This is a genomic window from Dyadobacter fanqingshengii, assembly GCF_023822005.2.
Lineage (GTDB): Bacteria > Bacteroidota > Bacteroidia > Cytophagales > Spirosomataceae > Dyadobacter > Dyadobacter fanqingshengii.
The window spans coordinates 4,183,188-4,203,849 of the sequence record NZ_CP098806.1; the positions used below are offsets into that span (position 1 = coordinate 4,183,188).

Genomic DNA, 20,662 nt, shown 5'->3' on the forward strand with positions numbered 1-20,662 from the left:
CTAGTTGGTAGTATAGTCCTTCTGGTTATCTTGACCTCAATGGCTTCAGTTGCCTGGAAGCGTATTCGGGTTTTTGAAGAACCTGTAACCGTATTGCCGGAAACTGTGAAGCAGCCTGCCAAAAAGGTAAAGAAAAGGCTGGATCCTGTGCTTGTATTGCCTGAAAACGAGTGGGTTGACAGCACATTGAAGTCTTTAAGCATTGAACAAAAAATCGGCCAGCTTTTCATGGTGGCCACATTCTCCAACCGCGAAGAATCTCATTATAAATACATTGACCGCCTGATCAGCGACTTCCATATCGGTGGCCTGATATTCTTTCAGGGCGGCCCGGTAGGACAAGCGCAGCTGACCAACCGCTATCAATCGCATTCCAACATTCCTTTGTTTATCGGCATCGACGGCGAATGGGGCCTGGGCATGCGCCTCGACAGTACGATATCCTTCCCAAAACAAATGGTGCTGGGTTCCATTCAGGACGACGCGCTTGTTTACAAAATGGGCAGCGACATTGCCAGACAATGCAGCCGTCTGGGAATACAGATTAATTTTGCACCCGTTTCCGACATTAACAGCAATCCCGGCAATCCGGTGATTGGCATACGTTCGTTTGGTGAAGACCGCGATAATGTGACGCGCAAAGCGATTGCTTATATGAAGGGTTTGCAGCATAATAAGATCATTGCCACTGCAAAGCATTTCCCCGGGCACGGCGATACGGATGCAGATTCACATTTCACATTGCCTGTTCTCACGCATTCCGTTGACCAGCTTACCGAAACGGATCTATATCCATATCGTGCCATGATTGCCGACAGTTTAATGGGCGTTTTGAATGGTCATTTATACATTCCCGCATTGGATAGCACGCCAAATCTGGCCAGCTCGCTTTCTGAAAAAGTGGTTACCGGACTTTTACGTAAAGACCTGGGATTCCGTGGTTTGGTTTTCACGGATGCCATGAATATGCGCGGTGTTTTGAAAACCGGAAAAGCAGCAGAAGTTAATCTGAAAGCATTGATCGCCGGAAACGACATTCTCCTTTATCCTGAAAGCATTGCCGAAACGGTTGCAAAGATCAAAGACGCGATTGATTCAAAAAGAATTAGTGAAAAGATCATTGATGATAAGGTAAAACGCATTTTGCAAGCCAAATATTGGTCGGGATTGAGCCAGTACAAACCCATTGATACCAATAATCTTTACGCAGACCTGAATACCGAAAAAAGCAAAGAACTGTATCGCGAACTGTGCGAGGCTTCGGTTACGGTTGTAAAAAACAATAATGATCTGCTGCCGATCGGGTCGGTTATCGATGACAAAATGGCTTCTGTGAGCATTGGGGAAGGAAGCAGCGTTGCATTTCAGAAAATGCTGTCCACATACAAGCCGATGCGCTCGTATACTTTTTACGAAGGTCCATCCTCGCAAGCGCAGATTGCTGAAATGCTTGGTTATCTGTCGAATTACAATACGGTGATTGTAGATGTGCACGGCCTAACTTCCAATCCGAGAAGCAATTATGGGGTTACCACCGGGATGGTGGATTTTGTAAACCAATTGAAACAACAAAACAAGAAAGTGATCCTTTGCTTGTTTGGAACACCATATAGCATTCAATTTTTCCCGGAAACAGATGTCCTTATCTGCGCCAGCCAGGACGGCAAGGATCAGCAGGAAATTGTTCCGCAAATCATTTTTGGTGCATTAAAATCACAGGGACGCTTACCGGTTTCGGTGCTTTCTTACCAAGCCGGAAGCGGCGTAACCACGACTGCCATTAACAGGATAGCGTTCGGAACGCCTGAAAGCGTTGGTATGGACGGCAGTTCATTGAAAAGAATCGACGAGCTGGCGACGGCCGCAGTGAATGATCATGTTTTTCCGGGTTGTGAAGTTTTGGTTGCGAGAAAAGGAAAGATTATATACGACAAACAATTCGGAGGGCTTAATTTCCGCACACCGGACCGTGTGACTTCGGAAACTATTTACGACCTCGCTTCTGTCACAAAAGTTTCGGCCACATTGCAGGCGGTTATGCTTTTATACGATCGCAAACAAATTGATTTAGATCAAAAAGCATCCACTTATTTGCCTGAATTAATGGGCACCAATAAGCAGAATTTCACGGTTCGGGATCTGCTTTTACACAGATCGGGCCTGGTTTCGTTTTATCCGCCGCTTTGGGACAGGACCAAAACCAGCGCTGGCGGCTTGCTTCCGGAATATTATAGTTCCAAAGCGGATACTGCTTATTATCTGCAAGTTGCACCGAAGCTTTTTGCCAAAGGCGCCATGCGTGATTCCGTGTGGAAATGGGTTGTGGAATCTCCTATGAACAACCGGAAAGACAGGTCAGGAAGTTACGGTTATCTGTACAGCGACCTGGGTTTTCTTACATTACAAAAAATCGTTGAAAAAGTAACCGGCCAGCCGCTCGACATTTTCGTTTCGGCCAACATTTACGAACCATTGGGCCTGGCTTATCTGGGTTTCAACCCGCTGCGCCGGTTTTCGGAAAAACAAATTGCGCCTACCGAACAGGATTACCGCTTCAGGAATCAGCTGCTTCAGGGAACTGTGCATGATCAGATGTCGGCCATTGTTGGCGGCGTTGCCGGACATGCCGGGCTTTTCGGAACGGCGCGCGACCTTGCTATTTTATTCCAAATGAACCTTTGGAAAGGCAGTTACGCGGGCCGGAGATATTATGAAACTGCAACTGTTCCGCTTTTTTCAAGGGTTTATGATGAATCGCATCACCGCGGCTTAGGCTGGGACAAGGCTCCGATTGATGGCAATAGTTCTTACGTATCACCACAGGCGTCTGTGAATTCCTTTGGCCATACAGGCTTTACCGGCACCATGGTTTGGATAGATCCGGAAGAAGATCTGGTATTTATTTTTCTGTCAAACCGCGTCAATCCTGATGCCGAAAACACAGCAATTACCACCCAGCGCACGCGTCGTAAAATTCAGGATGTAGTCTATAGTTCACTTATTGAAAGGAAAAGCGAGCTTCCTTAATCCAGTCGAAAGTGTATTTGAAAAATATCTCTAACTTTACCAGACAAACAGGTTAGCGGAAAGATATTAAGCCAATTACATGAAAAGAACATTTATTAAAAAGAGTATTTTTACGCTTCTGGCCGCTATTTTAAGCGTCGCAAACTCATTCGGCCAGACAGCAATTACAACGGGTGCCCTAAGCCCCACAGAGGTTTGTGCAGGTGGAAATGTTACTGTTAACTTCACCTTAACCGGCACAGCGCTCGCAACAACCACTTTTTCTGCGCAGCTTTCTGACGCAACAGGGGCATTCACCACGCCAACAGAAATCGGTTCAAGCGCCACAGCCACTCCAATATCCGCTACAATTCCGCTTGGGACAACACCTGGAGCAGCTTACAAAATTCGTGTAGTATCTGTTCCCGTAACGCCACCTGCTATCATCGGTTCCGAAAGCACTGCATTGAAAGTGAATGTTATTCCTGCAAAACCAACGGTAACGTCGCCTGTTCCGTATGAGCAAGGTGCAAAAGCTGTGGCATTAACAGCGACCGGAGCTGACCTCAAATGGTATAACGCTGCCACAGGCGGTGACGGTTCGGCAACTGCCCCTGTTCCAATAACCACCACTGAGGGAAGCAAAAGTTATTTTGTAAGCCAAACAGTAGGCGCATGCGAAAGTGCGCGGTCTGAAATTGTTGTAAATGTTACCAAAACTGCCTGCACACCGCCTGCGAAGCCGGTGGTAACATCACCGGTGTCTTATACGAAGGACCAGGCAGCGGTTCCGCTCAAAGCAACGGCACTGACAGGCGCAACATTAAATTGGTACGGAACCGATGCAACCGGTGGAAAAGCGTCAGTAACTGCCCCTACTCCATTAACAACCGCTATTGGGACTACAACTTTTTATGTAAGCCAAACACTGAATGATTGCGAAAGTGAGAGAGAGAAAATTATAGTGACTGTAACGGCTTGTACGCCGCCAAAAGCACCCGATGTTGCTAGTGTTTCTTATTGTATAGGAACACCAGAATCCAAATTAACTGCTACGGGCACCGCTCTGAAATGGTATGATAATGCTACCGATGGCGTAGGTTCTGCAACTGCTCCTACTCCTCCACGCTCATCAGCTGGAACAAAAAGCTATTTTGTTTCTCAAACAGTTGGAGGATGTGAAAGTCCAAGAGCCGAAATCAAGGTGAGCATTACTCAAACTGCCCCTCCTACTGTCGAAAACCTGGATTACTGCTTAAACGCAACTGCACCCACATTAACCGCAACCGGAAGCAACCTGAAATGGTATGCTGCTTCGTCAGGCGGAACCGGATCAGCCGCTGCGCCAACACCAACTACTACTGCGATTGGCACAAAAAGCTATTTTGTAAGTCAAACAGTTGGTGATTGCGAGAGCGCCAGAAGCGAGATAAGGGTTACTATCAAGAACGTATCCCCTTTGCCAACGGTAACTTCACCAATTAATTTGTGCCAAAACACAGATGCAACACCGCTAAAAGCAACTGGGACAGCATTGCAATGGTATACTGCTGCAACCGGCGGAAATGGCTCCTCAACAGCGCCTTCTCCAAACACAGCAACTGTTGGCACGACGAGTTATTATGTAAGTCAAACGGCATCAGGACTCTGTGAAGGACCAAGAGCAAAAATTGACGTAATCATTAAAGACACGCCAGCTGCTCCGACTGTTTCTACTCCGATAGAATATTGTGTTGGTGAAACCGCCAAAGTTCTTACTCCTGCTGGCCCAACATTCAGATGGTATTCAGCTCCCAACGATGTAACAGGAAATACTTCTCCCCCTACACCAAAAACAACAACAGCAGGTACGACAACTTATTATGTTACGCAATCTTCAACTTATGGATCGCTCGTATGCGAGAGTTCGCGTGCTGACGTCAACGTTGTAGTAAATGCAAGACCAGCTGCATTGCCAACAGTTTCTGAGGCATTTTGCCAGGAACGTGCAGATAAAACGTACACATTGACCGCGCAACCTGCGAGCGGAAATACAGTGAATTGGTATACAACTCCAACTGGTGGAACTGCTTCAAAAACTGCTCCGTCTGTCAATCTGAAAAATGCTGGTGAAACTACTTTTTATGCAACCCAAGTTTTAGGCAAATGTGAAAGCACCGCCAGAGTTGCTCAAAAAATCCGTGTAAAACCACTTCCAGGTTTACCAGGCATTGAAAAACCACTCATCGAAATATGCCAGTTCGTTGCAGCGCAGCCTTTGACCGCAACTCCTGTAACCAACGGAATCCTTAAATGGTATGGGACCAATGCCACCGGCGGCGACCCTAGCGACGCGGCTCCAATTCCATCCACAGCGGAAGGGGGAACGACTTCTTATTTTGTTGGACAGGCCTTGGAAGGATGCTTGGGTGACCGTGCGAAAATTGATGTAAAAATCAATACAACACCAAAACCTCAAACTACAACGCGACTCGCATACTGCCAGAACGAAGTGGCGCCGAGACTGGACGCAACCGGTTCTATCCTCAAATGGTATCGCAATGCAAGTGATACTGAATTCCAGGGTGTTCCATTTACGCCATTTACAGAAAAAGTGCAGGATTACTCGTTTTTTGTAACCCAAACGGGCACCAACGGATGCGAGAGTCCAAAAGAGGAGATCAAGATCCACATCAAAGCATTGCCGTCTGCAACCATCTCGGGTAGTTCCACCATTGACCTAGGACAAACCGCGACAATCAGGATCAGATTTACCGGAGACGGCCCTTGGGTCTATACGCTTTCAGATGGTACGACGGATACAACAGATCAGCAAAATCACGAAATCCAGGTTAAGCCTACCACGACGACGTCATATTTGCTTACAGATGTAACGAACTCCTGCGGTAAAGGCTTCCCAATTGGCAGCGCGCTGGTAACGGTAAAAATCCCCACCATTAATTCAGGTAACCCCTCCGTAGCGGAAGCTTGCGCAGGTAAGACTTTTAATGTCCCATTCCAGCAGTCAGGCGATTTCCCCGCTGAAAACACATTTAAAGTGCAGATCGCAACGGAAAATACAGATGCCAAATTCAAAAGCATTCCATCCGTAGCGTCATCCAACTTGATCACAGCTACATTTCCCGATACGACACTGGGAGGAAGTTATTATGTGCGCGTGGTTAGTTCAGGGACCAATCCTGAATTCACCGTAAAAGGCAGCGTGAGTTCCATAACCATTACTGCAAGCCCGCTTCCGGTCGCTACCATTACCGGCACGCAAACGATTCTCGTTGGGGATAAGGCTGATATGAAGATTGAAACCACAGGCAAAGCGCCATGGACATTCACACTCTCCAATGGCACAAAAGACTCGCTGATCACCGCATCCGTAACTCCCTACACATTTAAACTGGCACCAAGGGTAACTACAACTTACACCATTTCGAAAGTCACCAATGGCTGTGGAACTGGCAAAGGAGCCGGCAGCGCACGCGTTCAGGTTGATCCGATCCTTGGCGTAGAACCGCCTGCATCAGCGGATTGGGTAAAGGTTTATCCTACGCTTGTCACATCGCAATGCACAGTCGAATTAACAGGAACAGTATCGCAGAAAGAAGCGCGTGCAGAAGTCATTGACCTGACGGGACGTTCACGTGCTGTGAAAACGATCAATCAGAAAACAACAGAAGTTGATTTCTCTTCTTATCCTTCCGGGCTTTACTTATTGAGAGTTACAAACGGAAACAAGAATACAGTCTGGCGCATTATGAAGCCTTGATATTGATATAAAAAACAACACACGGGACATTTATTGCTTAGCGATGAATGTCCCGTTTTCATTAAACAACAGCCCGACACATTGAACATCCAGGCAGACATTCTCGACAATTACTTCATGGCCGAAGCCATGCGGCAGGCCGAAAAAGCTTACGAAGAAGGCGAAATTCCCGTCGGTGCGGTTGTTGTAATTGGCGAGCGCATTATTGGAAAAGGTTATAACCAAACCGAAAAATTACATGACGTAACCGCTCACGCTGAGATGATTGCCATCACAGCAGCATCCGACAATCTTGGCTCAAAATATCTTCCGGACTGCACATTGTACGTCACGCTCGAACCTTGCATAATGTGTGCCGGGGCGCTTTACTGGACGCAGATGAACCGCGTTGTGTTTGGCGCGGCAGATGAAAAGCGGGGATTTTCGAGGCTTGGCAAAGTTATTTTACACCCTAAAACCAGTCTGACAACCGGAATTTTGGCAACCGAATCGCAGGAACTGCTGCTCAAATTTTTTAGGAAATTAAGAACATAAAGCCTTTTTCTGCTGTTAGCCTACTGATATAGTATATTTTTTAAACATTAAACTACACTGAAAATGGCATTTACACTAGATCCCTTACCTTACGCAAACAATGCATTGGAGCCGCATATCGATGCATTGACCATGGAGATACATCACGACCGTCACCATCAGGCATATGTTACCAATTTGAATGCAGCGGTAGCAGGCACTGAACTGGAAGGCAAAAGCATAGAAGAAATTATCGCGAATATCAGCAAAGCACCAGCACCGGTTCGTAACAATGGCGGTGGTCACTGGAACCATGCTTTTTTCTGGAAATCCCTTTCTGCAAACGGCGGCGGTGAACCAACAGGTGAGCTGGCACAAGCGATCACAGCGAAATTCGGATCATTTGCAGCATTTAAAGACGAGTTCAAAAAAGCAGCAACAGGCCGCTTTGGTTCAGGCTGGGCATGGTTGATCAAAACCGGCGACGGCGTAGCCATCACTTCTACCCCAAACCAGGACAACCCATTGATGGACGTTGCAGAAGCAAAAGGAACGCCAGTGATCGGATTGGACGTGTGGGAACATGCGTATTACTTGAAATATCAAAACAAGCGCCCGGATTACATCGACGCATACTGGAACGTAGTAGACTGGAAAGCTGCTGACGCTCTTTATGTTGCAGCGAAATAAGGGTTAAAAATATAGATTGAGGTTTGAAGGTTGAAAAAAAAGTGCACAGTTACTCTTGCAACCTTCAAACCTTTTCCTACTTTTGTATCCTCGAAAGGGGTTTTGCCCCTCAGAACGGAGGTTGTAGCTCAGTCGGTTAGAGCGCTAGATTGTGGTTCTAGAGGTCGCGGGTTCGAGACCCGTCTCCCTCCCTTGAAATAAGTTCAAAGTCAAACAAAATGCCTGTAAATCAACGATTTGCGGGCATTTTTGTTTTTCAGATTATATCAAAAAATGCAAAAATTCCCATGTTTTCAGTGAGTCTTTCGTGTAGTTCACTCACTTTGAGAAAAAGACTCACTGGAAACGGCATAACAAATTGATAGACAAGATGTTTACGCCGTAAACATCTTGATTGGCAAGCGTGGTAATTCGATATTTAACCACTTTTAAACGCTTGTGTTATGTTGGAGAAAACATTTGGTCTGCTTTTCTATTTAAAGCCCGCCAGAAATCAGAAGGGAACAGTTCGCTACGTCTATCTAAGAATCACCGTCGATGGCAAGGTCGCCGAGCTATCTACTAAGAAGTTATGGAATACCGAAAGGTGGAATTCCTCCGTAGGTCGCCCCGCCGGAAATAAGGAAGATGCCAAGACGCTTAATGCGTACTTGGACATGCTCACGGCCAAAGTTTACCAGGCCAAGAAAATGCTTACCGAGGATGACAAAGAGATTTCTGCAGAAGGACTGAAAAACATTCTGCTCGGTAAGAGCAATGAAACCCGCACGATCCTCGAAGTATTTGCGCACCATAATGAGCAGATGGAAGCGCTAGTCGGTCAGGAGTTCGCACCGCTCACTTTGAAGCGCTATAAGACCGCGAAGGAGCATACTGCTTCCTTCATTAAGTGGAAGTACAAGAAAGATGATATGGCGATCAAAGACCTGAATTATGAATTCATCACCGAGTTCAACTTCTGGCTGCGAAGTGCGCGAGGTTGCAACCATAACTCGGCAATCAAGTATATGAGCAACTTGAAAAAGGTTGTGCTGATCTGCGTCAATAATAAATGGCTGAAAAAGGATCCGTTTCAAGGTTTCAAGCTGACCAAAAAAGAAGTTGTGAAGAACCCACTATCCAGGGACGAGCTGAGACGACTGACTGAAAAAGTATTTGAAGTTGAAAGGATCAGCCAAGTACGGGACATCTTTCTATTCTGCTGCTATACCGGGCTTGCTTATGTGGATGTGAAGCAATTGAAGACAACGGATATTGTTGTTGGAATGGATGGCGAGCCATGGATTGATACCACTCGCCAGAAAACGGATGCGCCTACACGTATTCCGCTGCTGGATACGGCGCTGGAAATTATTGAGAAGTATAAGGATCATCCGCAGTGCTGCGCTGCTGGTGTTGTGCTGCCGGTTCTGAGTAATCAGAAGATGAATGCTTACTTGAAGGAGATTGCTAACCTGTGCGAAATTTCAAAGACGCTGACTTTTCATATTGCGCGGCATACGTTCGCTACTACGGTGACGCTGAGTAATAAGGTGCCCATTGAGACGGTTTCTAAAATGCTCGGGCATCGGTCTTTGAAGCAGACTATGATTTATGCGAAGATATTGGATGTAAAGATTAGTGAGGATATGAAGGGTTTGCGGGAACGGTTGAAGGGGATGTAGGGTGCTTCGGCTCGGTGTGTTGAATAGTAACTGTCGTGACGCTTTTATAATATTTTGCACGCCTATGCTGAATCTATTTACATAGGCTATGTACTAGAATAAAAGTAGACAAGAATTATACTAAATTTTTGATGTTCAGGGCTTTGTGCTCATTGAATGCTTTTTGGCACGCCTTGTATCCATGCATTGGCAGCTTCGGCGTCGGCAAAAAGTGCTCCGTGTCGCCACTGTATAACAAACCATACATCTTCATTTCTGTAGCATACTAGTAGCGATGTACAGTGCGATACATTGGATTTTCCTGTTCCTGGTGATGACCATCGTTTCAGCTATTAGCAGCGCCAAACAAAGCTAGATGTTGTGCCAGTGTCACAATGTCTAGCACACTTATCCTAGATTCTGTTAGTCTAGGAGAATGTTTAAAATCTAGTCTTACTTAGTAGTTAAATCATATTTGTCAGTAGCCTTTCAGTCAATTCAATTACCTATGACTGCTTTCTCAAAAATTTGTCCCGCAGACTTTTCAATCTCCAAATATGATTCAGGGAGTAATACAACTCGCAACTTTGCTGTTTCCTTTTGCCAATCTACCGTTGTTCCATCACTGTTTTTACGTTTGAGTTTTGTACCGGCACCAAACCGCATTGAAAAGAAATCCAGAAATCTACTCGCACCCACTCCAATAAATGGCTCAAAAGAAACTAAACTAGAAGAATTTCCCTCATTTGTAATTGCCTCACTATGAAAATCAAAAGCCTTGCTTTTGTCGTATGGTTCCACATAAATAACTCGGTCAATTCCTGCTGCTAACAGATGCTTCGCACAGTTGTGACAGGGAAATGTTGTACAGTATAGTGTTCCGCCTTGACAACTAATACCTTCTTTCGCACATGAGAGAACAGCTTGCATTTCGGCATGCACAACTCTTCCAAATTCAGTGATGTCTTTTATTCTACTATTTTTTAATTTCTCAACTATTGAATCAAGAAGGCTAGTATCAATACCCTCAATACTATTAATACTACTCCGAAGCGACTCTATAATTTCGTTTTGCTCAATCGTATTGGGGTCTTCCTTACGTGTATAGTCCTTCCCGCCTTTGAAGTCATTTACCTCACCTGTCTCGTTATCAATTTCGGCCCAGTAATGCCCACCTCCTGCCGCTGGCACCTCATTTGCGCCTGTTGCTATAATCTGTTTACCTTTTGCTATTACTGCGCCGACCTGACGGCTTAAATCGCCCGATCTTGCTGAGCTCGCAAATGCCATGTACATTGCAAATTCATCGAAAGTCGGGTTTTTGTAGGGATGGGCAAAAATAAGTTCAAGAAAACGCGAGATAGTATTTTTAACTTGATCGTCATTCTTGCCCAGATTCAAATAGAAATCTGAAAGGTGAAAGGTATCACGGGTTTTTTGTCCATGTTTTACCTTCTCATCTTCATCAATCCCAATTAGCTCGGACGCTTCTACCTGAGTTAAACCCTTGTCTACTGTCAAGTAATTTATCCTTCGCTTTTTATCGGAATGAATTCCAATCAGGTAAAATCCCGCCCCATAAATTTTGCGCAGTAAAGCAACTTCGTCCGGATGTTTAAGGGAATTTACAATATAGGCTACCTTCGAGGCACTCGCCGGCCTACTTTCTGAGATCAATTTTGCTGACCCACAAGCAAGAATGCCGAAATTATTTGAAACCTCTCTTGCTGTATCACCTTGCATCATATAGTGTTTAATTCTCCCATATTCTCGTTGGCCTGGCTCATTAATAGGTGGTAGCAAAGAAGAAACCCTTATGGTTCTAACATCATATCCAAAACCTATTAAGCGATCTTTCAAAGGCGTTATGACTCTGTCCACTTCTGTACCCACTGCACTAACAATACCAATGATTATCTCAGAGTTTTGGAATTCGTCATTTAAAAACTGTACAGATGGACTGCTGCCAGATGATGAAGTTTCCAGATTAACCGTTTCCATAGTACTTGATGGAAGAGTCTCCGCCATATCTTCACCTTTCTCGAATTCGCCTGGATAGAGGTAAAATTTGACCTTATTTTCAAGCGCCTTGCTTAGGTCCGGCTTACCTTGAAATTGAAGCGTACCTGTCGTTTCAAACCAATTCATTTGAGACCCTTGAACCCTCAATACTTTCCGGTTTGGCTCACTTTCATCCCACTTGCCATTTAAGTCTTTCAACTTTTTTTGCAAATCTGAATAATCGCCGGTAAATGTAATTCTCATAATATTGACTTATACAGAGTTAGAAATTGATTAGAGACAGCTCTTGAAATGATTTTCAATAAATGACATTGTGACGATAACCAGTCTATTAGAAAAAATATAAGAATGAACTTCCATTTTTTGTTTAAAGTAAAATAATCTCACTCGCTTTTCTCAATCATTTAAATGGACGATTTTCCAGCCCGCACTTGTGAAATCAGAAATGTCGTTTGGAACCCGAATGTCTTCTAATGCAAAGCAAAGGAGACGCGTTGGCCGAGAGAAGCCAACGTACATCATTTTAAGAGCCTCTTTACCTCGTTTGCAATCAGAGTCTGAAATATTGAGTTTGTGGGGCTTTCCAAGCAATGCGCTAGCAATCCCTTGTTTGTTTATTTCATACTCATGGTAAAATGTTTCAACATACATTGTTGCGCAATGAGTCTGCCCTTTAACAGAATGTACAGTTTCTATCTGAATTTTAATGTCTTCAGGCGAAGCTGAATTTAGCCCAATAGTTAGCTCGGGCTGCTTGGCGTCATATATTCCATTAATAAAAAGGGATGCCTCGATAGACATTTGTCCTAGGCTAAACCAAGCCACAAATTCGCCTAGCACAAATTTTCTAATATCATTATAAGCAAGATCATACTTTTGATCCACTGCAAGTAAAATACTCCAAGAATATAATTTCTGCTTGAATATCTCGTATGCAGGCTGTTCAGAACCTGCTTCATGAACTTTTATAAATTCTATAAGGTCAGAAATAGTGAAAAACCGCTGAAAAGTCCTATTTCTCGTACGCTTTGTTATCTTCTTTCCTTGTAATCTAAGAATTGTCACGAGAGCTGTGAGAATAGATTTTCTAATTGCAGATAATGCTTTTGTCTTAGTATCGAAAATGTATAAATGTTTACGAAGTGAGTCAAAGTGTTCTTTTATAGAAGAGAAATCTTTTTGATATCCAAAAAGCGAATTTAGTGACAACTTATCGTTTTCCGATTCCTTTCCAGTCCATCCAATAATTTTAAAGCCATTCGTGGCATCATTGCATTTTGTTAACCCATACTCATTGATCAGTTCGATAAACTTTTTCTTTAAATTCTTCTGATTCTGTCGATTGAAAATGATAAGATGTGGGCATATATCTAGATCATCTACTTTTTTTTCCGAAACTATTTTGAAGCGGTTACCCTGACTATCGAGGGTAAAGCCATTTACAAGGTTGGCGATCTTGGAACTCAATCGATTTGATCCATTCAAATACTTTACATCTCTTGGCTTCCAATCACAAGTGATCTTGACTTTTTTGCCGGATCCATATATCGCTTGATTAACATCTCCAATACGCTGAACGGTAGTTCGTGGTGAATCTCGAAATACCGATTCTATCAGACTAATTTGATTAGCTTCTAGATCTTGCATTTCATCAATGAATACGAAAGAAAAGCGACTTTGCAGAAGCTCTTTTACCTCCGGATAATTATGCAAATACCATGTTGAAAGGTGAAATGAATCAGCGAAGCACAAGAGTCCCTTAGATAACACACTCTCCTTCCAACGCTCTAATTCTAGATAATAGGGCTGACTAACACCTTTATATGTATAAAACGATTGACCATTATAAATGATTTTCCTATTTATGAAATCTATTTCGAATGATTTTAAGAATTGTAAAACGTTTTCCTTCCCCTCTTCAAATGTTACTGTCTTACCACGGTTAATACGTCCGTATAGCTTATTAATTAGATTTTTGGGCTCCTCTTCTTTCCTTGACCATCGTAGTGACTTAAAGTATTTTGTTGCCTCAAGGTGGTATATATCATCATCATTCCGGTGTATATAGGTTCCAAACTTTATGAAATTTGCATTATTAGCCAGGAATTTATTTGCAAAGGACTGAATTGTCCCAACAAAGTTTGGATATTCAAATAAACGAGGACAGGTGGGGTTTAATTTAGCAATTATCTCGTTGACAGAGGCGTTAGTGTGAGCAAGTACTAGCAGACCTGAATGATTATGAAATGGCATTTGCCTGCTCAAACAAAATAGTTTTGCCATCAAAGCGGTAGTCTTACCACTTCCTGGAACGGCTAGGAGGTCACCCGATTGCAAGCCAAAAATGAATTCTCTACGCTCCTCATTAAAAGTATTTCCTGGAATCAGAAGCCTTTCAGCCTCAGACAGATGTTTTTCATCGATTAGCATTGCAGGCATATTTTATAGCGTCGATGATATATTTTATATACTTATCATCAGATTGAAGAGTTGGAGGACTTTCCTCAAGCATACCTGCTAAAACCGTTGCAATCTTAACTTTGTCAAGCGGTGCAGTGCCTTTATCTTTTCTAAGCTTTTTAACGAATTTGTTTTCTTCAAAAATTCCATTGATAAATTCCTCAGTGCCGGAGTGTACTTTTGCCACAGATGCACGAAAATGGGTTGACAAGCTGGGTGATTTATATAGGCACCACTCTAATGTCCATTCTTCTGCATAAAATGCCTTCACAGATGTTTGGCTAAAAGAAGATTTCAGACTTTCAATAGCTCTTGACTTATTTTCATCATTTCTAAATATGCCGTATTCATCGGGACGATTATCCAAATCAGATATGATTGATACAGGTACGTTTAACTTCCTCCCGTCAGTTCTCACAAATATCTTTGCGAAATGTAGGAAAGCTGTTGAACCGACGTTAACAAGAGAAACTTCCATTTTGGTAAGATCGCAGTTACTTAATTTAGCAAGAACGGGAATTATGATTTCCTCCGACCAACCTTCTACTATGATCACACCTTTGGCGAAGAAAAGATTTGACTTTGTTACGTCTAGAAATCTTTCAAGATATTGATAATTTTCTGGCGAAAGTGCTGTATTTGAGTGACTTAACGGATAGGCATCACTATCTTTGCATAAAATTATATTTTCAAGAGGAACCTTTGATGCGAGGTTGGGACTATGTGACGTTAATATCATTTGTATATCTTTTGCATCCGTTCTTAACGCATCAATAATTTTCATTTGCGCCTGAGGGTGTAGATGAGCTTCTAGTTCTTCAATGATGCACAATTTCAAACCGTCCCACTCTTTTTTCAAATGAAGCAATTCAGTAGCCATATATAATCGATTCATTGTTCCCAGCCCCAAATTTTCTCCATTCACAATGCCAAGTGATATTTTTTCAAGAATATTCCTTGATTTCGGGATCTCCAAGGGAGAATTTTGATTCACTGGACTCATTGATGAAGCTTTTCAGGAAACTGTCGATGCGGTCTTTTATTTGGGTACGAACGGAATAGACATGCCCTTTTGGAACTTCTGTGCCGTGGAACCATGTCTCAATATCTTTGTTAAGAAGTTTAAATTGTTCGATAAAAGGTAGTGAGGCTTCTGTGCCTGATGCTGATTTTTTTTTAAACAGTTGGTGTTCTTGAAGAATTTGTGACAATCGTGAGTTCTTTTTTGCATTTAAATCAGTATCTGCATCTCGAAGTGCTTTTAGATATGTGACTTTCAAAAATTCTCTTGCCTCGGCGGACAGTGCATTTCCGATAGAATCCATACCAGCTTTAATATCAGCGGGAATTATTTTATTGTTCCTTTTTTCAATTTGATAAATAAGTTTTAGCACTGGAACCTTTTGACTGATTGTATTTCCCTTTTTATCTAAAGTAGATACTTCCCGCCAGCCGATCCATTCCGTAAAATTCTTTCCTTCTAAATAGCTAAAACCGATAAAATCCAACTCAATTCTAAGGGTCGAGCTCCCAATATAGAAATCGGATTCTTCAACTTTAATCCATTCAAAAGCGTGAGTTTTCAGAACTATCTTTATAGCGTCAAGGATAGCGGTTTTGCCAGAGTCGTTTTCTCCTATTAGCACATTCAGACCTTGTTGAAATGGTACCGTTAGATTCGGCTTGGCAAGGTCAATCTCTGAAATGCTACCATATTTTCGGAAGTTCCAAATTCTAAGTTCTGTAAGATGCATTTGAATTCGACCGAATTATGAATTTAGTGAACACTAGCGTAAAAAGTCTCTGTGAAGTACAATTATATACAAAAATTATAACAATATATGACGAATTGATTCAAATTGGATGTTTGCTTAAATTTCGAATGTGAGAAGGATGCTAAGAGATTCAGCGCCAAACTAGAGTTGCTTCTAGCTAATTTTGTCAAGCTGGTCTGCAAATTGCAATGGATTCGAGACGGAATACATTCCAATAGCACCACATTTAAACATCAAAATGACATTCAAATGAAGACAAACCTATTAGTTTTTATCATTTTTCTAGTTTCGCTACACAACGCATTCGGACAAAACGACAACTCTTACGCAAAGGCAGAGATAGAGATCAATTCGGTATATCAGAAAATCTTGCGGGAATATGCCACAGACAAGGAATTCATAAAGAACCTTCGAACATCTCAACGCCTGTGGATTCAGTTTCGCGATGCTGAAGTAAGAGCCAGATACCCTCAGAGGGAACCAGGGTACTACGGTAGTGTGCATTCCATGTGTCTTGCAAATTTGAAGACAGAGCTTACCAATGAAAGAATAAAGGTGTTAAGAGTCTGGCTGACGGGCATAGAAGAAGGAGATGTATGCGCAGGCTCAGTGAAGCGAAAATATTGAACGCCTTGGTTACGCTCTTTGTTGGCCGAAACCGAAACGAAGATGGCCTTTCGAACAAACTCAAACATTTTCAGCTTTCTTCGAGAAAACTCGATCTTTCCAAACACTCTAATCTTCCATGTCAAGACATTCTATCCTAAGGCAAATTTACCTAGGATAGGTAAATCCCATTTCAATAAACTAGATTCACAAATCGGCTCAATACTTGGTTTCGAAGACTTCGAAATGCAAATGAGCCGCCTGCTTTGCGCGTCTGGCCAGATGTACGATTGTAATACAATCGCCGGTTGCTGCGCACCCGATCTGGCCTTCCCCTCCAAAGTCGGTCCAGGTTTGTGAAGGAGTTTTTAATGTTTGAAAGTGTAGATAGGATCGTGATGAAAGAAGAAAAATCGAACAAGACAAGGCATGTAATCTTCCGGTTGACACCCAAAGAATACGCCAATTTGGAAGCCAAACGCAGCCGCACCACATGCCGGAAATTAAGTGAATTTTTGCGGCTCTTAATCTTCAACCGACCGGTTACTGTGATAGAAAGGAACGGTTCGCAAGATCAGATGATTGGTGAGTTGTCAGAGCTGCGCGAAGAGCTCAACCGGCTTGGCAATAACTTCAACCAGGCGACCAAACGCCTCAACGCCGTCAACCAGATCTCAGAATTTAGAAACTGGATCGCCAGCTACGAAGCCGAAAAGACATTTATGTTTTCAGTCCTGGACATGATCAAATCGCAAACCGATAAACTGGCAGATCGATGGTTGCAGTGATCCACACCAGCAGTCGGCTCCGTGCTGTGATGCAATACAATGAGAAGAAGCTGGAACAGGGACATGCGGAATGCATTACGGCTATCAACTATCCAAAGGATGCGGATGCCCTAAATTTTGATCAAAAGCTGAACCGGATACAGCGGCAACTAGCTTTGAACAAAAGAACAAAGGTCAATACGGTTCACGTGTCTTTGAACTTTGATCCGTCGGAAAAGCTGAGCAAAGAACAACTTGCGGAGATCTCGAAAGCCTATTTAAAAGGTATTGGATTTGATAAACAACCCGCCCTCGTATACGAGCACCGGGATGCCGGTCACCCGCACGTGCATATCGTGACGACCAACATCAAAGCTGATGGAAGCCGGATCTCACTGCACAACTTGGGCAAAAATCAATCTGAGAAAACCAGGAAAGAAATTGAGATAGATTTTGGTTTGGTAAAGGCACAAGATCGAAAAGCGCAGGAGTTTAATTTAAAACCCGTCAGCATTAAAGCGGCGTATGGAAAGTCAGAAACCAAGAAGGCAATTGCCAATGTGCTCGAAATGGTTCTGAACGATTACAAGTTCACCACGATTGGCGAATTGAATGCAGTGCTCAACCAATATAATGTTGCGGCAGACATTGGATCAGAGGGGTCGAGGATCAGAAAGAACAATGGCATTTTATACCGTGTGCTGGATAAAGATGGCAACCGGGTTGGAGTGCCCATCAAAGCAGGCGACTTTCATTTCAAGCCAACACATAGAAATCTGAAAGTGCGGTTTCTGTTCAATGAGATGAATCCAACCGTACGAAAGATTCGTTACGGATTAGGAATAGTATAGATTTTACTTTGTATGGCATACAAAACGTGTCACTGCCCAGACTTATCAATATTCTTCAAAAAGACGGGATCGATACGGTAATCCGAAAAAATGAAGAAGGCCTGCTATACGGGATCACATATTGTGATCATCGAACGAGATCCGTCTTCAACGGAAGTGCATTGGGTAAGCAGTATAGCGCGAAGGGTATTGCCGAGCGATGCATCGAGGATCCTTTTTCTCTTCATCAGCAAAAATCTCAAAGGATTGGGATGAATGTGGGACAGGCTGCTAGCGGAGGTAATGTTGACCATGCCGAAAATGGTAGATCGTTGGAGACTGATAAGTCTCTTGATTCTTTGTTGTCTCCCGTCAAGGATGGCGAGTACACGCCGCATCAGTTGAAAAAGCCGAAACGGAAGAAGCAGAAAGGCTTTTCGATGGGATTTTGACCTATGGTAAGGTTGCGCTTGCACCACAGCGCAACGAAAGGTACAAAGCAAAAAGTGACGACTGCAAATCCATCGGCTATTTACCGCGGCTGTCACCGCTCCTTAAACCGCCTCATGGATTTGCAGTCAAGGGGTGAACCCCGTCACTTTTCGCTTTGAGTTAGAATAGGCGACAGCGCTGAGGTGAAAAATAATAGTATGAAATTAAACGACAATTAAAAGCAACGAAGGCACTGCTCTTCTATGCCTAGAGCATTGCGCCGGGCGACGGGTTGTTCCGCATCTATTTGCTGAGCTACAACAAAAAAGGACTGTCAACAACAGTCCTCCAATTTCTAAGCTTTCACCCCCATTTGTTCGAGTCCTTCCCAAAGTTCTTTCTGTTCAAAGAGAGCTGACTTTTTAGCTTTATCAGAGGGAATATTCAAGTGGTAAAGAACGAGATCACGGATCATTTTGAGCGATTGGGATAATTCCCGACAGCCCTATCAATCGACGATCTACAGAAAATCTGCCTGCGATTGCGTCAGCGGAGCGCCGTTATCTAATACGTGACGTGCATCATTCGTTGCGTTGACTGAATTTGTGTTTGAGTCAACACCTTACCATCTGAAGTTTGCATGGCAATGGTTTTTGGATGAATAAATAAGGAGAGGTCACCGCAAACTTCAACGAAGAAACACTTCGGCCGGGTTTCAGACTTACACCCGTATGCCTCTCTAAGGCCATTTTGGCCCGGATATTTTAATAAAATCGATAAAGTGCTTCTAATAAGTTTGCAGGTTACCGAGAACTAAAAGGAGCAGCCGCAATGCTAGATTTTGGATGTGAAGATTAGTGAGGGCATGAAGGGTCTGCTGGGGCAGTCGAAGGGCGGATAAGTTGCAACTCCTTTGTTACCGATGTCTATTCTTCTCAAAAGAATTGATCGGTAACCTAATCTTCGGGAGAGCTATTAAGGTGAATGTCAATGCAAGTACCGGATTTTTTAGGGATTTGAAATCCAATCATATATGTTCGCAAATTTAATATCGGTAAGACTTTTATTATTATTTTTATAACTTTGTAATGCTTGGCATAGTAGCTTACTAATTACCACACAGGTATAAGGCGAGCCTTTCAGGTACTCGATAGTTCACCCAAAGTGGTGGGTGGTAAGCGCTAGCCTGGCAACTTCAGACCGCGTAGCGGTTCGTACACAGAATATAGCCATACGCGCTGATCAATTTTTCCATCTTTAGTACTTATTAGCCTTTTGCGAATAAGAATTACTTGGACAATGGTTTTTTGCCTGTGAGGAAAGATTACTTCAGCCCTTAAACTAATAAAATCGCTAAGAGTATATTCTCCCTCTGATTTATCAGATTCAACTGGTTTTGTAATTTGATAGGCCTTGTCAATGCCCAAAATAATTTTTTTCGCAACGCAAAGAAGTTGCATGCCCTGTATTATTCTTGCATAGCCTTTCTTTGCATCAGTCATGTGTCTCCAGCCAACCCTGTTCACATTAACTTCTCCCAGTCCTGGATTAGTTCTTTTTTTGGCATCTGATTTACTCCATTCATTATAGTATTTTCTTCCACTACCTATAATTGACTCATCAATCCTAAGATAGGCTAAATCGGAATTTTTGATTTCTACGATTGAAGAGACATTGCTTTGTTTTATATAGTTTCCCATTTTTTTGAAGGCCCCCTTCGAATGTTCTCCAAACTTTTGAATTTTAGGAACTAAGATAATATTTCTATTCTCTCGGGAATAAGAAGATTCTGATTTCAGGTCTGTCCAATAAGTAATCTTTTCATCGCTAACATAAACTAATATGACCGCTCCTGGAAGGGTATTCCAGCGTGGGCGATGGCTCTCAATATATTTCTTGCTAACGTTGATTCCAATGTGGTCATGGCGACTTGCGCTATTTGACTGGTACCCGTCTCCGGCTTTTATTTGCATATATATCACTTCGCCAGTTACTTCCCCTTGTTTTCTAATGAGAACCATTGCATCTATTGAGTCATCATTTTCTTGGTCAATTTTTTGAAAATCACTTTTCCATTTATCATTTACAATCGCATTCACAATTAGTGAGCCGTCAATACCTTTAAATTGTCGTCCTGTTTTCATTTTGTTCGAAATTC

Annotated in this window: 14 protein-coding genes and 1 tRNA gene; 10 read left to right on the plus strand and 5 right to left on the minus strand. The window is 42.9% G+C overall.

Going from position 1 to position 20,662, the window contains the following annotated elements; genetic code table 11:
• Nucleotides 1-39 precede the first annotated feature (39 nt).
• The 6 genes from NFI81_RS17340 (at nt 40) to NFI81_RS17365 (ending at nt 9,633) form a co-directional block, all read left to right on the plus strand.
• Nucleotides 40-3,027, plus strand: a complete 2,988-nt coding sequence (locus NFI81_RS17340; protein ID WP_234611216.1) for a serine hydrolase domain-containing protein — start codon at nt 40-42, stop codon at nt 3,025-3,027.
• A 79-nt stretch (nt 3,028-3,106) separates the two neighbouring features.
• The gene (locus tag NFI81_RS17345; protein ID WP_234611215.1) at nt 3,107-6,766 is read left to right on the plus strand and encodes an Ig-like domain-containing protein; all 3,660 of its coding nucleotides are present in this window, start codon (nt 3,107-3,109) and stop codon (nt 6,764-6,766) included.
• A 117-nt stretch (nt 6,767-6,883) separates the two neighbouring features.
• A complete protein-coding gene (locus tag NFI81_RS17350) occupies nt 6,884-7,300 on the plus strand; it encodes a nucleoside deaminase (RefSeq protein ID WP_234611598.1) in 417 nt (138 codons plus the stop codon).
• Between the two features lie 63 nt (nt 7,301-7,363).
• Entirely contained in the window at nt 7,364-7,969 is a 606-nt protein-coding gene (locus NFI81_RS17355) for a superoxide dismutase (RefSeq protein ID WP_234611214.1), read from the plus strand.
• A gap of 116 nt (nt 7,970-8,085) precedes the next feature.
• Nucleotides 8,086-8,161 (plus strand) — tRNA-His (locus tag NFI81_RS17360).
• Between the two features lie 251 nt (nt 8,162-8,412).
• Nucleotides 8,413-9,633, plus strand: coding sequence for a site-specific integrase (locus NFI81_RS17365; RefSeq protein WP_234611213.1), 1,221 nt, complete (start codon nt 8,413-8,415; stop codon nt 9,631-9,633).
• A 477-nt stretch (nt 9,634-10,110) separates the two neighbouring features.
• Here NFI81_RS17365 and NFI81_RS17370 read toward each other — a convergent pair whose 3' ends face one another.
• The 4 genes from NFI81_RS17370 to NFI81_RS17385 form a co-directional block, all read right to left on the minus strand.
• Nucleotides 10,111-11,877, minus strand: coding sequence for an anti-phage dCTP deaminase (locus tag NFI81_RS17370; protein ID WP_234611212.1), 1,767 nt, complete (start codon nt 11,875-11,877; stop codon nt 10,111-10,113).
• 153 nt (nt 11,878-12,030) lie between these two features.
• The gene (locus NFI81_RS17375; RefSeq protein WP_234611211.1) at nt 12,031-14,073 is read right to left on the minus strand and encodes a UvrD-helicase domain-containing protein; all 2,043 of its coding nucleotides are present in this window, start codon (nt 14,071-14,073) and stop codon (nt 12,031-12,033) included.
• On the minus strand, nt 14,051-15,097 hold the full coding sequence (locus NFI81_RS17380; RefSeq protein ID WP_234611210.1) for an ATP-dependent nuclease: 1,047 nt from the start codon (nt 15,095-15,097) through the stop codon (nt 14,051-14,053). The genes NFI81_RS17375 and NFI81_RS17380 overlap by 23 nt, the downstream gene beginning before the upstream one ends.
• A complete protein-coding gene (locus NFI81_RS17385; protein ID WP_234611209.1) occupies nt 15,039-15,848 on the minus strand; it encodes an AAA family ATPase in 810 nt (269 codons plus the stop codon). Before NFI81_RS17385 ends, NFI81_RS17380 begins: the two co-directional genes overlap by 59 nt.
• Before the next feature lie 270 nt (nt 15,849-16,118).
• On the opposite strand from NFI81_RS17385, the gene NFI81_RS17390 reads away from it, so the two are divergent.
• From NFI81_RS17390 to NFI81_RS17405, 4 genes are all read left to right on the plus strand, one after another.
• The gene (locus NFI81_RS17390) at nt 16,119-16,496 is read left to right on the plus strand and encodes a lysozyme inhibitor LprI family protein (RefSeq protein WP_234611208.1); all 378 of its coding nucleotides are present in this window, start codon (nt 16,119-16,121) and stop codon (nt 16,494-16,496) included.
• 335 nt (nt 16,497-16,831) lie between these two features.
• Nucleotides 16,832-17,263 carry a plasmid mobilization protein gene (locus tag NFI81_RS17395; RefSeq protein ID WP_252176011.1) on the plus strand — a complete coding sequence of 144 codons (432 nt, stop codon included), beginning with the start codon at nt 16,832-16,834 and terminating at the stop codon, nt 17,261-17,263.
• The gene (locus NFI81_RS17400) at nt 17,251-18,093 is read left to right on the plus strand and encodes a relaxase/mobilization nuclease domain-containing protein (protein WP_234611206.1); all 843 of its coding nucleotides are present in this window, start codon (nt 17,251-17,253) and stop codon (nt 18,091-18,093) included. The genes NFI81_RS17395 and NFI81_RS17400 overlap by 13 nt, the downstream gene beginning before the upstream one ends.
• 26 nt (nt 18,094-18,119) lie before the next feature.
• Complete coding sequence (locus NFI81_RS17405) at nt 18,120-18,524, plus strand: hypothetical protein (protein WP_234611205.1); 405 nt, start codon at nt 18,120-18,122, stop codon at nt 18,522-18,524.
• A 1,161-nt stretch (nt 18,525-19,685) separates the two neighbouring features.
• Here the strand turns inward: NFI81_RS17405 and NFI81_RS17410 are convergent.
• Complete coding sequence (locus NFI81_RS17410; protein ID WP_234611204.1) at nt 19,686-20,648, minus strand: DUF4365 domain-containing protein; 963 nt, start codon at nt 20,646-20,648, stop codon at nt 19,686-19,688.
• Nucleotides 20,649-20,662: the final 14 nt, after the last annotated feature.

What these genes read in the sequence shown, in the direction of transcription:
- NFI81_RS17340 (WP_234611216.1), top strand. Translation starts at nt 40, where the DNA reads ATGGCTTCAGTTGCCTGGAAGCGTATTCGGGTTTTTGAAGAACCTGTA.
- NFI81_RS17345 (WP_234611215.1), top strand. Translation starts at nt 3,107, where the DNA reads ATGAAAAGAACATTTATTAAAAAGAGTATTTTTACGCTTCTGGCCGCT.
- NFI81_RS17350 (WP_234611598.1), top strand. Translation starts at nt 6,884, where the DNA reads ATGGCCGAAGCCATGCGGCAGGCCGAAAAAGCTTACGAAGAAGGCGAA.
- NFI81_RS17355 (WP_234611214.1), top strand. Translation starts at nt 7,364, where the DNA reads ATGGCATTTACACTAGATCCCTTACCTTACGCAAACAATGCATTGGAG.
- NFI81_RS17365 (WP_234611213.1), top strand. Translation starts at nt 8,413, where the DNA reads ATGTTGGAGAAAACATTTGGTCTGCTTTTCTATTTAAAGCCCGCCAGA.
- NFI81_RS17370 (WP_234611212.1), bottom strand. Translation starts at nt 11,877, where the DNA reads ATGAGAATTACATTTACCGGCGATTATTCAGATTTGCAAAAAAAGTTG.
- NFI81_RS17375 (WP_234611211.1), bottom strand. Translation starts at nt 14,073, where the DNA reads ATGCCTGCAATGCTAATCGATGAAAAACATCTGTCTGAGGCTGAAAGG.
- NFI81_RS17380 (WP_234611210.1), bottom strand. Translation starts at nt 15,097, where the DNA reads ATGAGTCCAGTGAATCAAAATTCTCCCTTGGAGATCCCGAAATCAAGG.
- NFI81_RS17385 (WP_234611209.1), bottom strand. Translation starts at nt 15,848, where the DNA reads ATGCATCTTACAGAACTTAGAATTTGGAACTTCCGAAAATATGGTAGC.
- NFI81_RS17390 (WP_234611208.1), top strand. Translation starts at nt 16,119, where the DNA reads ATGAAGACAAACCTATTAGTTTTTATCATTTTTCTAGTTTCGCTACAC.
- NFI81_RS17400 (WP_234611206.1), top strand. Translation starts at nt 17,251, where the DNA reads ATGGTTGCAGTGATCCACACCAGCAGTCGGCTCCGTGCTGTGATGCAA.
- NFI81_RS17410 (WP_234611204.1), bottom strand. Translation starts at nt 20,648, where the DNA reads ATGAAAACAGGACGACAATTTAAAGGTATTGACGGCTCACTAATTGTG.